The sequence below is a fragment of the Saccharopolyspora taberi genome, assembly GCF_039534165.1.
GTDB lineage: Bacteria > Actinomycetota > Actinomycetes > Mycobacteriales > Pseudonocardiaceae > Saccharopolyspora_D > Saccharopolyspora_D taberi.
Genome location: NZ_BAAAUX010000011.1, coordinates 430,203 through 445,543, shown reverse-complemented (window position 1 = coordinate 445,543; position 15,341 = coordinate 430,203). Strand labels below are relative to the sequence as shown.

Annotated in this window: 8 protein-coding genes and 1 pseudogene; 7 read left to right on the top strand and 2 right to left on the bottom strand. The window is 71.5% G+C overall.

Annotated elements, in window-relative coordinates; all coding sequences use genetic code 11:
- The first annotated feature begins 21 nt into the window (after positions 1-21).
- The 3 genes and pseudogenes from ABD691_RS11120 to ABD691_RS11110 all read left to right on the top strand — a co-directional run.
- Positions 22-1,101 (top strand): alpha/beta hydrolase, encoded by a 1,080-nt coding sequence (locus tag ABD691_RS11120; protein WP_344679492.1) that lies wholly within the window; start codon positions 22-24, stop codon positions 1,099-1,101.
- Between the two features lie 194 nt (positions 1,102-1,295).
- Positions 1,296-2,858 carry a GMC family oxidoreductase gene (locus tag ABD691_RS11115; protein ID WP_344679491.1) on the top strand — a complete coding sequence of 521 codons (1,563 nt, stop codon included), beginning with the start codon at positions 1,296-1,298 and terminating at the stop codon, positions 2,856-2,858.
- A 73-nt stretch (positions 2,859-2,931) separates the two neighbouring features.
- Positions 2,932-3,192, top strand: a pseudogene (locus ABD691_RS11110) (transposase); the annotation flags it as partial.
- Positions 3,193-3,313: 121 nt separating this feature from the next.
- Here ABD691_RS11110 and ABD691_RS11105 read toward each other — a convergent pair.
- Entirely contained in the window at positions 3,314-3,712 is a 399-nt protein-coding gene (locus tag ABD691_RS11105; protein ID WP_344679490.1) for a hypothetical protein, read from the bottom strand.
- Between the two features lie 206 nt (positions 3,713-3,918).
- On the opposite strand from ABD691_RS11105, the gene ABD691_RS11100 reads away from it, so the two are divergent.
- Complete coding sequence (locus ABD691_RS11100) at positions 3,919-4,203, top strand: WhiB family transcriptional regulator (RefSeq protein ID WP_344679489.1); 285 nt, start codon at positions 3,919-3,921, stop codon at positions 4,201-4,203.
- On the opposite strand, the gene ABD691_RS11095 is transcribed toward ABD691_RS11100, so the two are convergent.
- Positions 4,185-5,420, bottom strand: a complete 1,236-nt coding sequence (locus ABD691_RS11095; protein ID WP_344679488.1) for an MFS transporter — start codon at positions 5,418-5,420, stop codon at positions 4,185-4,187. The two genes, ABD691_RS11100 and ABD691_RS11095, sit on opposite strands and share 19 nt — an antisense overlap.
- A 268-nt stretch (positions 5,421-5,688) precedes the next feature.
- Between ABD691_RS11095 and ABD691_RS11090 the strand changes: the two genes are divergently transcribed.
- From ABD691_RS11090 to ABD691_RS11080, 3 genes are read left to right on the top strand one after another with little or no spacing between them, the layout of a single operon-like run.
- Entirely contained in the window at positions 5,689-7,434 is a 1,746-nt protein-coding gene (locus ABD691_RS11090; protein WP_344679487.1) for a fatty acyl-AMP ligase, read from the top strand.
- A complete protein-coding gene (locus tag ABD691_RS11085; protein ID WP_344679486.1) occupies positions 7,427-13,810 on the top strand; it encodes an SDR family NAD(P)-dependent oxidoreductase in 6,384 nt (2,127 codons plus the stop codon). Before ABD691_RS11090 ends, ABD691_RS11085 begins: the two co-directional genes overlap by 8 nt.
- Positions 13,797-15,335: an acyl-CoA carboxylase subunit beta gene (locus ABD691_RS11080; protein ID WP_344679485.1), complete on the top strand. Its 1,539-nt coding sequence runs from the start codon at positions 13,797-13,799 to the stop codon at positions 15,333-15,335. Before ABD691_RS11085 ends, ABD691_RS11080 begins: the two co-directional genes overlap by 14 nt.
- The last annotated feature ends 6 nt before the right edge of the window (positions 15,336-15,341 follow it).

Sequence of the window (15,341 nt, the reverse complement as noted above, 5' to 3'; positions counted from 1 at the left end):
CGAACCAGGAGGAGCACCAACATGAACACCGGTCTCACACGGCGTGGACTGATCAAGCTGACCGCGGTCGGCACTGCCGCACTCGGCGCGCTCGCGGCAACGGGCTGCGCTCCTTCCGAGCGGGCCGCGGCGGCGGTCCTGGCTCCCGGCGACACGTCCGGCGGCGCGGACAACTTCTACACCAGCGACAGGGTGACCGTTGAGCGGGTTTCCTTCCGGAACCAGTACCAGATGAACGTCGTGGGCAACCTGTTCGTCCCCAACGACCTGGACCGCGGCGCGAAGAACCCGGCGATGGTCGTCGGACATCCCATGGGCGCGGTCAAGGAGCAGAGCGCGAACCTCTACGCCACGAAGATGGCCGAGCAGGGATTCGTCGCCATGTCCCTCGATCTGTCCTTCTGGGGCGAGAGCGAAGGCCGGCCCCGCAACGCCGTCTCGCCGGACATCTACGCCGAGGACTTCAGCGCGGCGGTGGATTTCCTGCGCACCCGGAACTTCGTCGACGGTGAGCGGATCGGTGCGATCGGGATCTGCGGCAGCGGGGGCTTCGTCATCAGCGCGGCCAAGATCGATCCGCGCATCAAAGCCGTCGCGACGGTCAGCATGTACGACATGGGCGCCGCCAACCGCAACGGGCTCCGCCACTCCGTCACGCTCGAACAGCGGAAGGACGTCCTCGCGCAGGCAGCGCAACAGCGCGATCTGGAGTTCGCGGGCGGTGAAGCCAAATACACCAGCGGAACGCCGGAGCAGCTGGACGAGAACTCGACGGCGGTCGAGCGCGAGTTCTACGACTTCTACCGCACTGCGAGGGGGCACAGCCCGAACACGACAACGCATCCCACGCTCACGAGCAACGTCAAGTTCATGAACTTCTACCCGTTCGCCGACATCGAGACGATCTCTCCCCGCCCGATGCTGTTCGTCACCGGCGAGAGCGCCCATTCCAGGGAGTTCAGCGACGAGGCGTACCGGCTCGCCGCGGAGCCCAAGGAACTGGTGGTCGTGCCGGGGGCCGGTCACGTGGATCTTTACGACCGGGTCGAGGTCATCCCCTTCGACAGGTTGACCGCGTTCTTCCGGAGCAACCTGAGGTGACCTGGCCGCTGAGCGGGGTTGGCCATCGCGTCCGCGCTCACCGACGACACCCCGGCCGCCGCGTCGACACCAGCGATCAAGCGGGCGGCCGGGGGTCGGGTTCAACCGGCCGGTCGCTTTCGCCAGCCGCCTGGCGTGCCCGATCCTGGTGCACGTCGGCGCGTCCTGGAACCGCATCGGTCGGAGGAGACGGAATGAGCACGTACGACTACGTCATCGTCGGTGCCGGATCCGCGGGCTGCGTGCTGGCGGCGCGGTTGTCGGAGGACCCGAGCGTCCAGGTCGCGGTGATCGAGGCGGGCGGGCCCGACACCGCGCAGGAGATCCACGTCCCGGTCACCTTCGCGCAGCTGTTCAAGTCGGAGCTGGACTGGGACCTGGACTCCGATCCGGAGCCGGGTCTCGGCGGGCGGCGCACCTACCTGCCCAGGGGCAGGACGTTCGGCGGTTCCAGCTCGATGAACGCGATGATCTACATCCGCGGCAACCGCGCCGACTACGACTCCTGGGCGTCGGCTGGGGCCACGGGGTGGTCGTACGCCGATGTCCTGCCGTACTTCCGGCGCTCCGAGGACAACGAGCGCGGCGAGGACGAGTTCCACGGCGTGGGCGGTCCGCTGACGGTCAGCGACGGCAGGTCCGGGCATCCGCTCGCATCGGCCTTCGTGGAGGCCGCGGAACAGGCCGGGTACAAGGCGAACGACGACTTCAACGGCGAGACGCAGTTCGGAGTCGGGCGCTACCAGCTCACCCAGCGCGGCGGCATGCGTTGCAGCACGGCTCTTGCCTATCTGCACCCCGCGCTGGAATGTCCGAACCTGACCGTGCTCTCCTCGGCCCGCGCGCACCGCGTGGTGATCGAGGGCGACCGGGCCACAAGCGTGGAGGTCGAGCGCGGCGGCACGGTGGAGGTCGTCCGGGCTGAGCGCGAGGTGATCCTGTCCGCTGGTGCGTATGAGTCCCCGAAACTGCTGATGCTGTCCGGGATCGGGCCTGCGGCTGCTCTGTCGGCCTTCGGCATCGAGGTCGTGCGCGATCTGCCGGTCGGCCAGGGCATGCAGGACCACTACATGGCGCTGTTGAACTTCCGCACCGACGTCGAGTCGCTGATCAGTGCGGCGAGCCCGGAGAACGCCGCGCTGCTGCAGAGCGAAGGCCGCGGTGCGCTGACCTCCAACCTCGCTGAAGTCGGGGGTTTCTTCCGCAGCCGGGACGATCTGGAGGCGCCGGATGTGCAGTTCCACGCGGCCCCGGTGCTTTTCCACCAGGAAGGGCTTGGCCCGGTCACCGAGCACGGCTTCGCCTTCGGCCCGTGCGTGCTTGCCCCGACCAGCCGTGGCGCGGTGACACTGCGGTCCCCGCGCCCGGACGTCGCGCCCCGGATCGTGCACAACCACCTGACCACGGCCGAGGACCGGGACTGCATCGTCGCCGGAATCCGGATCGCGCTGGAGATCGCGGCGCAGCCGGCGGTGGCGGAGGTGGCGACGGGGACGTTCGACGCGCCGGAGTCGGACGCGGAAATCCTCGCCTGGGCCAAGCGGTCCGGGCAGACGCTGTACCACCCGACGTCGACGTGCGCGATCGGCGCGGTGGTCGACCCCGAGCTGCGCGTGTTCGACGTGGCGGGCCTGCGCGTCGCCGATGCCTCGGTGTTCCCGACCGTGCCGCGCGGGAACACCAATGCGCCCACGATCATGGTCGCGGAGAAGGCCGCCGACCTCATCCGGGGCAGCGGGGCCGCCGCTCCCCGCTGAGGATCGTCCCCTCCGCTGCGCGGGACGACACCGCCTAGGGTGTGTCCTGTAAATGATCTAGCTCTGGTTTGATCTGGCACCACTGCTGGACGGTCTTCGCGTCGCCCGGACCGGCCCTGGTCGCCCGCGCTGCCTACCTGATGCCGTGATCGCGGACAAGGCCTACTCGCACCCCTCGACCAGGCAGGAGATGCGTGACCGCCGCATCCGGTTCATCAGCCCCGAACGGGACGACCAGATCGCCCGCCGGGCAGCCAAAGGCGCCCGTGGCCGGCGTCCACCAGCCTTCGACGCCGAGCTCTACAAGCAGCGCAACGTGGTCGAACGCTGCTTCAACCGGCTCAAACCAATTCCGCGACCTGGCCACCCGCTACGCCAAACGCGCTGCCTACTACCAGGCCGAACTCACCATCGCCGCCATCGTCCTCTGGCTCCGATGACTTACAGGACACGCCCTACGCGACGTCGTCCCGCGCGGCCGTGCCGGTCTCCCGGGCGCGCACGGTTTCCTCGTGCAGCGCACGGCTTTGCTGGCGGGTGCGGATCCGGCCCAGCGTCCAGATCGTCACGCCGTGGGCGACCGCGAGCACCAGCAGCAGGATTCCCAGCCGCGCCACCACGGTTTCCGGCTCGCTGCCGAGGTCCAGCGGGATCACCGAGATCAGCGCGAGCACCCCCAGCGCTGTCAGGTGGAACACGACCGCCACCAGCTGGTTGACCGAGTCCGCGACGGTGGAGTCGCGGCCCGCGGCTTGCAGGTAGGTGGTGCCGCTGCGCCGGATGAGCTGGCCGTCGGCGACCACCAGCGCGGCGCCGATCACGAGGAACGCCAGGAACGAAGCCGTGCCCTGCATCGGTTTTCCTCCACTCCGGTTCGGAACGGATCACTCACCGACGGCTACCCGGATCGCGGTGCGCGCCAAACGATCGATCCGCTGGAGCTGGGCCGTTCCGGTGACGCAGGTGGATCTCCGGCGAACCGGACGTGTGGCTGCGCGGCGTGCGGGGTAGGCGTCAGGGCACCCGCACCCGACGTCGTCATGTGGAGGGGTGAGAAGCAGTGGTCGAAACAACTCGATTGCCCAAGCCGGTCAGCGAGTCCTGGCACTGGCAGCTCGACGCCGCGTGCCGGGACGTCAGCGCGAGCAGCTTCTTCCACCCGGACAACGAACGCGGCGCGGCCCGGGCCGAGCGCGAGCGGAACGCGAAGCTCATCTGCAACCAGTGCGCTGTGCTGCGGCAGTGCCGGGAGCACGCGCTGGAAGCCCATGAGCCGTACGGGATCTGGGGCGGTCTGGGCGAACAGGAACGCCGCGAGCTGATCGCTCAGAGGCGTGCCGCGTGATCCAGCAGCGGACCACGACCTGAGCGGACCCGGGGAGGGCGCAACACCAGGAGCGCGATCCCCGCGCCGGCGGCTTGGAGCACCGCCGCGACGACGAGCGCGGCGGTGTAGCCGGTGGACAGCGCCGTGCCGCCGTCGACCCCGGCGGCGAGCTCGCCGGCGCGGACCCGGGACAGCACGAACCCGATCAGCGCCACGCCCAGGGCGCTGGACAGTTCCCGCGACGTGCTGAGCACGCCGGAGGCGGTGCCCGACACGTCCTCGCCGGTCAGGTCGAGCGCGTAGGTGGTGATCGGGGTGGTGAACGCCGAGCCCGCGCCGATCAGGGCCAGTCCCGCCAGCCGGGGTGCGAGAGCGGGCTGGTGGTTGACCACCGCGAGCGCGACAAGGCCCAGGGCCACGACCGAGAAGCCGAGGCACACCGTGCCGTGCGGTCCGAGCCCGCGGGTCGCGAGCGGAACGAACGGGGTCGCGCAGGCCACGGCCACCGCCACGAGCCCCAGCGGCAGGCCGGCGGCGTCCGGCGCCATGCCGAGGAAGTCCTGGTGCAGCAGCGGCGTGAAGAACGCGATCCCGCTGATTCCCAGTCCCCACAGCAGGATCAGGACGTTCGACCAGGCCAGCACCGGAGTCATCACCAGCCGGGCGCGAGCGGGACGGGGTGGCTCCGGAGCCGCTGCTGCGATCAGCGACAGCGAGGCGACGGCGGCGAACGGCAGGTTGCTGAAGAAGACCCAGCTCCAGTGCAGGTGCTCGGCCAGCGCTCCGCCGAGCCACGGCCCGAGCGCGAGCGCGACGGCCAGCGCGCCGGTCCAGATCGCGACAGCCAGCGGACGACGCCGCTCCGGCAGCGCGGTGCGGACCAGGCTCAGCGCACCGGGCACGAGGAACGCCGCCGCTGTTCCCTGCACCGCTCGCGCCAGCAGCAGGCCCTCCGCCGAGCGCGCGACGCCGCCGAGCAGCGAGCCCGCCACCAGCACCGCGCAGCCGGTCAGCAGGAGGCGGCGCCGCCCGAGGCGGTCGAGCAGCGCTCCCGCGGGCAGCAGCAGTCCGGCGTAGGGGAGCATGTAGGCGAGGCTCACCCATTGCAGCACCGGCAGGCCCAGCCCCAGCTCCCTGCCGATCGAGGGCGCCGCAGCCGCGATGATCGTGTTGTCCAATGTGGTCACAAAAGCGGTGGTCGCGACGAAGGTCGTGATCGCCGCCGCACCGCGCATGGCAGGCGAAGCTACCCGCCGGACCGGCCCCGGACAACAACGCCGCCGCGTGCGCGGGGAAAACCGGATCGATCTGACAAGTACCGCGACCGGATTCCGCCCGGCAATGCCAACATTTCCACCGGGGACAACCGCCGTTCTTGACACGCTGATCCGCGCGTGACAACTTCCCCTTGCTCGCGTGGCGAATTCCGGAATCCGACGGGAAAAAGACGGCACACCAGCAGAAACAGATTCGGGCGCAAGCAGTGTGCACAGGGAGTTCTCAATGGCGTTGACGTCCGAAGCGCGCACATCGGTCCCCGGTGCGCATGCCCTGACCGATTGTCTCGACCGGAACGCCGAAATGGCGGCGGACCGGTACTCGATCACCTTCGTCGACTACGAGGCGAGCCCGGACGGCCTCGCCCGGTCGCTGACCCGTGCGGAGCTGAACCGCCGGGTCACTGCCGTCGCGCAGTGGCTGGCGGCCCGCTTCGGGCCAGGGGAGCGGGTCGTGATCGCCGCTCCGCAGGGCATCGAGTACGTGGTGGGTTTCCTCGGAGCGATCCGCGCCGGGCTGATCGCGGTGCCGCTGTTCGCACCGGGAGCGAGGGGAAGCGCCGACGGCTTCGGCAACATCCTCGCCGACTGCACTCCCTGCTGTGTGCTCACGACAAGCGCTGTCATCGATCACCTGCCACTCGGCGTCCGAAGCGTCGCCGTGGACGACCTGCCGCACGCGCCGGACGCGGGACACCGGCTCCCGGCTCCGCACCCGGACGACATCGCTTACCTCCAGTACACGTCCGGTTCGACCCGGACCCCCAGCGGCGTCGTGCTCACCCATGCCAACGTCCTCGCCAACGCCGAGCAGGCCGGGGCGGCCTACGGCGCGGCGGACCCGGACGCGGTGTCGGTGAGCTGGCTGCCGCTGTTCCACGACATGGGGCTGATGCTTGCGCTGGTCGTTCCGCTGGTGGCCGGCATCCCCGCGGTGATGATGGATCCGCTGGCCTTCCTCCAGCGGCCCTACCGCTGGCTGCACCTGATGTCGTCGAATCCGTGCGCGATCAGCGCCGCGCCCAACTTCGCCTACGACTACTGCGCCGCCCGCATCGACGAGCGGGACCGGGCGCGGCTGCGCCTGGACGACGTGATCACGCTGATCAACGGCAGCGAACCGGTCCGGCCTGCCAGCATCGACCGCTTCAACCGGGCGTTCGCGGACTGCGGCCTGCGTCCGGAGACGCACCGCAGCTCCTACGGTCTGGCCGAGGCGACGGTGTTCGTGTCGGTGACCGAGGCGGACAAGGCTCCCGGAGCGGTCGCGTTCGACCGCGCGGCGCTGGGTGCGGGGACCGCCCGGCCCGCGGGAGGCGGCCCGGTGAGCACCTTGGTTTCCTGCGGCACTCCGGTCGGCCAGCACGTCGCCGTCGTCGACCCGGCCGAGCGGACCGTCCTGCCGGACGGCGCGGTCGGCGAGATCTGGGTGCACGGGCCGAACACCGGGCAGGGGTACTGGGGACGCGACGCCGAGACCTCGGGCCGGGTGTTCCACGCCGCGCTCGACGGCGCGACCGGCGGCCTGCCGGGCTCGGGCTGGCTGCGCACCGGCGACCTCGGGTTCCGGCACGACGGCGAGCTGTTCGTGGCGGGCCGGTTGAAGGACCTGATCATCGTGGACGGCCGCAACCACTACCCGCAGGACGTCGAGGAAACGGTCGAGAACGCCCACCCCGCGATCCGCAGGCACCACACCGCCGCCCTGTCGGTGCCCGGAGACGACGGCGAACGCCTGGTCGTGGTCGCCGAGTACGCACCGCGCAGCGACCCGGGGGACCGCGATCCGGAGGCGCTGACCGGCGTGCTCCGCCACGAGATCTCCGCGCGCCACGGCCTCGCGCTGCACCGGCTCGTCCTGGTCGAGCCCGGCTCGGTTCCCCGCACCACGAGCGGGAAGGTGGCCCGGCAGGCGTGCCGCGCCCGCTACCTGGACGGGACGTGGGGGGACCTGGTGGCCGGACATGGCTGAGCGCGGCGACATCCGGGAGTGGCTGGGGTCGCGGGTCGCCGCGCTGGTGGGCGCGCCCGTGGACGAGGACCGGCCGTTCGACGAACTCGGCCTGTCGTCGCGAGACGCCGTGGCGGTGTCCGGAGAACTGGCGGAGCGGCTCGACCGGCCGCTTCCGCCGACCCTGCTGTGGGAACACCCCACGATCGCGCGGCTGGTCGAGCACCTGGAAGGCGGACCGGCCCCGGCCCCGCCGCCGGAATCCGGGCCGGGCGAACCGATCGCGGTGATCGGGCTCGGATGCCGGTTCCCGGGCGGAGCCACCGGCCCCGGGGGATTCTGGGGCCTGCTGCGGTCCGGGCGGGACGGGGTGGGAGCCGTCCCGCCCGGGCGGTGGGAGAGCTTCACCGGTCCGGGCCAGGTGGTGCCTGCCGGACTCTCGGGATCGGGCGGATTCCTCGAACGGGTCGACGAGTTCGACGCCGAGTTCTTCGGGATCTCGCCGAGGGAGGCCGCGGCGATGGACCCGCAGCAGCGGCTGCTCCTGGAGGTCGCGTGGGAGGCCGTCGAGCACGCCGGTCTTCCCGCGTCGTCGGTCCGCGGCAGCGCGACCGGCGTCTTCGTCGGGGTTTCCTCGGCGGAGTACGGGTTCCTGACGACGCGGGACCTGCACCGGGTGGACGCCTGGACCGGAACCGGGGCCGCGACGAGCATCATCGCGAACCGGCTGTCGTACTTCCTCGACCTGCGCGGCCCGAGCATGACCGTCGACACCGCGTGCTCGTCCTCGCTGGTCGCGGTCCACCAGGCGTGCGCGAGCCTGCGGCGCGGCGAGAGCCGGACCGCTCTGGCCGCCGGCGTGAACCTGCTGCTTTCACCCGCGATCACGGCCAGCTTCGGCAGAGCCGAGGCGCTGGCGTCCGACGGGCGGTGCAAGGCTTTCGACGCCGGGGCGGACGGGATCGTGCGCGGTGAGGGGTGCGGTGTCGTCGTGCTCAAGCGCCTGGCCGACGCCCGGCGCGACGGGGACCGGATCCTGGCTCTGATCCGCGGCTCGGCGGTCAACTCCGACGGCCGCTCCAACGGGCTCATGGCGCCGAATCCCGAGTCGCAGGCGGATCTTCTGCGTGCCGCATACGCCGACGCCGACCTCGATCCGTCCGTTGTGGACTACGTCGAGGCGCACGGCACCGGAACCCAGCTCGGCGATCCGATCGAGGCCCGCGCTCTGGGTGCGGTGCTCGGAACCGGCCGCGCTGCGGACCGGCCGCTCCTGCTGGGATCGGTGAAGACGAACATCGGCCACCTGGAGGCTGCCGCGGGCATCGCCGGGCTGATCAAGGTGGTGCTGGCCTTCCGGCACGGAGAGATCCCGCCGAGCCTGCACTACACCGCGCCGAACCCGCACATCCCGTTCGAGCAGGACCACCTGGAGGTCGTCGCGGACACCCGGAGCTGGCCGAGGTATTCGGGCACAGCGCGTGCGGGTGTTTCCGGCTTCGGGTTCGGAGGCACGAACGCGCACGTGGTGGTGGAGGCATGGCCGCGCGAACGCCCCCGGCGGCGCTCGGAAGATCAGGTGCACACCCTGCTTGTCTCCGGCCAGTCCGAGCAGCGGTTGCGCCGCGCGGCTGGCGATCTCGCCAACTGGCTGGACTTGCCGAACGGGCCCGAACTCGCCGACGTGGGCCACACCCTGCTCCGCAGGCGCACGCATCACCAGGCGCGTGGCGTGGTCGTGGGGCGCGACCGGGAATCGCTGGTCGAAGGACTGCGCGCCCTCGCCGAGAACCGCCAGACCAGCACCGCCCGGCTCGATGCCGCCGATGCGCGCTCGCCGGGAGTCGTGTGGGTGTTCTCCGGTCACGGCTCGCAGTGGCCGGGCATGTGCCGCAGGCTGCTCGCCGACGAGCCGGCCTTCGCGCGCGCGATCGAGCGCCAGGACCCGGAGTTCGCTTCGCAGACCGGTTTCTCGCTCGCCGATGCCCTGGCTCAGGGCAGGGAGTTCGGCGATGTGCGGGAGGTGCAGCTGGGGATCTTCGGTGTCCAGGTGGCGCTTTCCGAGCTGTGGCAGGCGCATGGCGTGCGTCCGGCCGCGGTGATCGGGCACTCGATGGGTGAGGTCGCGGCAGCGGTGGTGGCCGGCGCGCTGGACTTCGCCACCGGCCTGCGGGTCATGGCCGTTCGTGCGCGCTTGTTGTCCGAAGTGGATGGTGAAGGCGGCGGCGCGATGGCCGTGGTCGAGAAATCTCCTTCCCTCGTGGACGAAATGGCCCCGTGGTTTCCGGGTGTGTCGGTCGCGGTGCGCACCTCGCCGAACCGATGCACGATCGCCGGGCCGGCCGATGAAGTCGCCATGCTGGTCCGCCACGTCGATGGCGGCGGCGGGTTCGCCCGGCTCCTGGACGTCTCGGGCGCCGGGCACACGGCGGCGGTCGACCCGATGCTCGACCGGCTCCGCCGCGAGCTGGGCGACCTCGACGTCCGGCCCGCGTCCACCACCGTCTACAGCACCTCCGCCGAGGATCCCAAGGAACCGGCGGCGTTCGACGCCGAGTACTGGGTGCGCAACCTGCGTTCCCCGGTCCGGTTCGAGCAGGCCGTGCGGGCGGCGGCGGAGGACGGGTTCAACACGTTCGTCGAGATCTCGCCGCATCCGGTGGCCACTGCCGGAATCGAGGAGACGCTTGCCGGGACGCCTCGCCCGCTGGTCGTGTTCAGCTCGCGCCGCAACACCGACGACACCGTCACCTTCCGCGGAAATCTGGCCGCCTTGCAGGCTCGCGGCCTGGCAGCGGACACGGACCGGTACCGCGACGGTCAGCTGGTCGATCTCCCGGCGCATCCGTGGCAGCGTCAGCGCCACTGGGCGGTGGTGAAGACAGCGGCGCAGGCCGGCGCGCATCGCTTGCTGGGGGCGCACGTGGAGCTTCCCGACGGGCAACACGTCTGGCAGCTGCGCCTCGACGCCGATTTGCTGCCCTGGCTGAGCGACCACCGCGTGCACGACGTCGCGATCCTGCCCGGCACCGCCTACCTGGACATGGTGCTGTCAGCCGCGGCCGAGGCGTTCGGCATCGACGTCACCGGCCTGCTGGTCGAGGAACTTGGACTGCACCAGATGCTCAGGCTGGACGACGAGCTTGAGCTGACGACGACGCTGGAGTTCACCGGGGCGGACTCGGCGCGGATCTCGGTTCACACCCGTTCGGCCGCCGGTGCCTGGATCCTGCACGCGTCGGCAGTGGTCAGCCAGGCCACGGGCGGCCCGGTCACCACACCGGTGGACGACGACGGCGCAAGCCCGGTCGACCTGTACCCGGCGCTGCGCGCGCTGGGCCAGCACTACGGCCCGGCGTTCCAGGGAGTCGCGGAGGTCCGGGGCACCGGCGGCGAGGCCGTCGCGAACGTCCAGAGGCCGGATTCCGCCGGAGACGACACGGGATTCGCCGTGCACCCGGCGATGTCCGACGCCTGCCTCCAGAGCCTGATCGCCGCGGGGCTCGCCCCGGACAGCCCGGCCGCCGGGCTGCACGTTCCGGTGGCCCTCGGCGGAATCCGCGTCTGGCGGACCGTTCCCCCGGCCGTCCGGTGCCACGCCCGCCTGGCCGCGGCCGGCAACGGGGAGCTGACCGGTTCGGTCCTGGTCGTCGACCCGGACGGGGAACCCGTCCTGGAGTTCGCACGCGTTCGCACCCGGCCGCTGGACGAGCGGGCGCTGCCCGCACCGATCACGGACGCGTTCCTGGAAACCCGTTGGGAAAGCAGCGAACTGCCGCCGCGCTCGAACGAGCCGCGCAACTGGCTGCTCATCGGCGAGGACACCGGGACGGCGTGGGCGCTGCGGGTCGGCGGTGGCCAGGTCGTGACCGACCCGGGGCACCGGGAGGCGGACGTCGCGGACGCGCTCGACAAGCTGGCGGCCGATCCGGTGCTGCCGATCGGCGGCGTGGTGGTCGAGGCGTCGCACGGGGCCGAACCCGATCTCCTGGCGCGGGTGGCCCGGGTGGTGCGGGTGCTCCAGCACCGCCCGAAGACCCGGCTGTGGCTGGTCACGCGCGGAACCGGGTCCTGGCTGCGGGCGCTGGTCCGGGTCCTGGCCATCGAGCACCCCGGCCTGCGCGCGTCCCTGGTGGATCTGGCCGAGGCGGGCCCTGACGCGCTCGTCACCGAACTGCTCGCGGACTCCGCCGAGGACGAGGTCTCGTGGCGGGGCTCGGACCGGCTCGTCGCCCGGCTGCATCGCGCCGAACGCCCTCCCGCGCGCACCGGGCGAGCGGTCCGGCCGGGCGGCTACGTGATCACCGGAGGTCTCGGCGCGCTCGGGCTCGTGGTGGCGCGCTGGCTCGCGGAGCGGGGTGCGCGCAGGATCGTGCTCAACAGCCGTCGCGGGCTCTCCGATGCAGAGCAGCTCTCGGAACTGACGGCCAGGGGCGCCGAGGTCGAGGTCGTCACCGGTGACGTGTCGGTTCCCGGAGTCGCCAAGCGACTGATCGATCACGCGACCAGGGACGGGATGCGGTTGTGCGGCGTCGTGCACGCGGCAGGCGTGCTGTGCGACCAGCCGGTCACCGAGCTCGGCGAGGACGCCGTCCGTGAGGTGTGGAAGTCCAAAGTGGATGGCGCGCGGCGGCTGCACGAGGCCACGGTGGGCGTGGAACTCGACTGGTGGGTGGTGTTCTCCTCCGCGGCGGGGCTGCTCGGCTCACCGGGGCAGGCCGCCTACGCCACCGCGAACGCCGCGCTCGACGAGCTGGTGCTGCGGCGACGGGAACTCGGCCTTCCCGCCACGAGCATCCAGTGGGGCGCCTGGGAGGACACCGAGGCGGCCGACGGACCGCTGAGCGGTGTGCTCGGCGGGCTCACCGCCGAGGACGGAATCGAGGCGCTGGAAGCGGTCCTGCGCTCGAAGCGGGCGGTGACCGGTGTCAGCCGTCTCGACATCGGACGCGCTCTCGACTACTTCCCCGAACTGGCGCACCGGCCGTTCTTCGCCCCGTTGGTCGAAGTCGAGCCTTCCGGCGGCGGTGAAGACCTCGAAGCGCTCCGCGCGATGGCCCCGGAAGCGGCGCTCGCGCAGATCACCGGACGGTTGACCACCGAGATCGCGACCGTTCTCGGCACCAGCAAGGACAACGTCGACCCCGCGCGGCCGCTGACGATGCTCGGGCTCGACTCGCTGATGGCGATGCGCGCCCGCGGCGCCATCGAACGCCACTTCGGCCTCGAAATCGGCGTCCCGCTGCTGCTGCGAGGTGCGAGCCTGAACGAGATCGCCGCGCACCTGGCGCAGGACCTCGGCGTGGCGGTGGCAGGCTCCGCCGAGGCGGAAGCAGAGCGGGTGATCCTCCCGCGCGACGCGACGGAACGGTGGGTCGCGCAGCTGTGGCGGGAAGCCCTGAACCTCGATGTCGTCGGGGTGACGCAGGACTTCCGCTCCGTCGGCGGGAACGATGAACTGGCCGAGCACATCTCCGAGCAGATCAGCGCACGCCTGGGCGCCGAGACGCCCGGGCTGTTCGCCGGCCCCGCGACCGTCGAGCACCTGGCCGACCAGGTGCGGTCCCGCTTCGAGGCGGCCGCCGGACCGGTCCGGGTGCTGCGCGCGGGCGGCTCCCGCCCACCGCTGTTCCTGTTCCACCCGGCCGGTGGCCCGACGAGCGTCTACCAACCCCTGGCCGAACGGCTGGGCGACGGCCAGCCCTGCTACGGGATGGAGCGGCTCGACGAGCTGCACGACGTCCCGGGCAAGGCGCGCCGGTACGTCGAGCTGATCCGCGAGATCCAGCCCGGCGGGCCGTACCGGCTGGCGGGGTGGTCGTTCGGCGGATGCCTGGCCTACGAGACCGCGCAGCAGCTCACCGCGGTGGGGGCGGAGGTCGAGCTGGTCGCCCTGGTCGACACGATCCTGCCGCTGGCCGCACCGGCGGGCGCGACCGAGCGGGACGTCGTCGGCGAGCGCCTGCGGCGGTTCGCCGAGCACATCGAGCGGACCTACGGCCACCGGCTGGAGGTTCCGCCGGACGACCTCGGCGAGGAAGAGCAGATGCGCCGGGTCATGGAAGCGCTCGCGGCTCCCGAGCTCGGCATCGGCGCGGGCGTGCTGCGCCACCAGTACACGTCCTATGTGGACGCACGGGTCGCCGAGAACTACTCGCCGCGGCCCTACGGCGGCCGGGTCGTGCTGTACCGGGCGCAGGACGCCGAGGACACCATGACCACGCTCGACCCGCGCTACCTCCGCACCGACGAGGCGCTGGGCTGGGACGAGCACGTTCCCGCGCTGGAAGTGGTGCGGATTCCGGGAAACCACCTGTCCCTGATCGATCCGCCGCAGGTGGACGTGCTCGCCGGGCACCTCCGGCCGCTGCTGGAGGCGACCGATGGCGGGCGCTGATCCGGGACGCACGGCGAGGCTCAACGCCGACCTGGCGAGCCGCCGGGCCGAAGCGGTCTGCGACACGCGGGCGCGGGCCAAGCAGCACCCCAGGGGAAAGCTGACCGCGCGCGAGCGGATCGCGCTGCTGGCCGACGCGGGTTCGTTCGTCGAGACGGGCGAGCTCGCCGGGTGCGGCGACGCGGTCGGCGACGCCGTGGTCACCGGCCACGCCACCGTCGACGGCCGGAGGGTGTGCCTGTTCTCCCAGGACTTCAGCGTTTTCGGCGGCAGCCTCGGGCAGGTGTGCGGCGAGAAGATGCTCAAGGTCATGGACCTGGCGACCAAGATCGGCTGCCCGGTGGTCGGGATCAACGACTCCGGTGGCGCGCGCGTGCAGGAGGGCGTGGTCTCGCTCGCGTACTACGCGGAGCTTGGCCGCCGCAACTCCCTGGCCTCGGGGATCATCCCGCAGATCTCGGTGATCCTGGGCCCGTGCGCGGGCGGTGCGGTCTACGCGCCTGCGATCACCGACTTCGTCGTCATGGCCGACGGGATCTCGCACATGTTCGTCACCGGCCCCGACGTCGTGACCGCGGTGACGGGCGAGCACAGCAGCGCCGAAGAACTCGGCGGCGCGCACCTGAACAGCGCGGTGTCGGGAAACGCCCACTACCTGGCCGAGGACGAGCACGACGCGCTCGACTGGGTGCGCACCCTGCTCGGTTACCTGCCGGGCAACAACACCGAAAGGCCACCGGTGTACGCGCCGGGCGGCAACGGGCGGACCGGCGACCTGGACCTGCTGATCCCGGACTCGCCGCGCGAGGTCTACGACATGCGCCGGGTGCTGGAGGGCGTGCTCGACGACTCCGACTACCTGGAGGTCCAGCCGCTGTTCGGGCCGAACATGCTGTGCGCCTTCGGCCGGGTGGACGGCCGGACCGTCGGGGTGGTCGCCAACCAACCGCTGCACAACGCGGGAACCATCGACATCGACGCCTCGGAGAAGGCCGCGCGCTTCGTCCGGTTCTGCGACGCCTTCGGCGTGCCGCTGCTGACCTTCGCCGACGTTCCCGGCTACCTGCCGGGGGCCGAGCAGGAGCGGCAGGGCATCATCCGCCGGGGCGCGAAGCTGATCTACGCCTACTCCGAGGCGACGGTGCCGAAGGTGACCGTCGTCGTCCGCAAGGCCTACGGCGGCGGGTACGCGGTGATGGGCTCCAAGCACCTCGGCGCGGACGTCAACTTCGCCTGGCCCACGGCCGAAATCGCGGTGATGGGTGCGGAAGGAGCGGTGTCCCTGCTGCACCGCAGGGAACTCGCCGAAGCCGCCGCGAACGGGACGGCGGAGGCGGTCCACCGCAAGCTCGTGGAGGAATACCGCACGGCGACGGCGACTCCTTACGTCGCCGCCGAACGCGGCTACGTGGACGCGGTCATCCGGCCGTCCGAGACCCGGGACCACGTCAGCAGGGCGCTGGGCGTGCTGGCGACCAAGGACTGGGAACCGCTGCCGCGCAAGCACGGCAACATCCCCTTGTGACCATCG

Bases quoted from the DNA above. Each gene is read 5' to 3' on its own strand.
- ABD691_RS11085 (WP_344679486.1), top strand. From the start codon at position 7,427: ATGGCTGAGCGCGGCGACATCCGGGAGTGGCTGGGGTCGCGGGTCGCC.
- ABD691_RS11090 (WP_344679487.1), top strand. From the start codon at position 5,689: ATGGCGTTGACGTCCGAAGCGCGCACATCGGTCCCCGGTGCGCATGCC.
- ABD691_RS11120 (WP_344679492.1), top strand. From the start codon at position 22: ATGAACACCGGTCTCACACGGCGTGGACTGATCAAGCTGACCGCGGTC.
- ABD691_RS11105 (WP_344679490.1), bottom strand. From the start codon at position 3,712: ATGCAGGGCACGGCTTCGTTCCTGGCGTTCCTCGTGATCGGCGCCGCG.
- ABD691_RS11080 (WP_344679485.1), top strand. From the start codon at position 13,797: ATGGCGGGCGCTGATCCGGGACGCACGGCGAGGCTCAACGCCGACCTG.
- ABD691_RS11115 (WP_344679491.1), top strand. From the start codon at position 1,296: ATGAGCACGTACGACTACGTCATCGTCGGTGCCGGATCCGCGGGCTGC.
- ABD691_RS11095 (WP_344679488.1), bottom strand. From the start codon at position 5,420: ATGCGCGGTGCGGCGGCGATCACGACCTTCGTCGCGACCACCGCTTTT.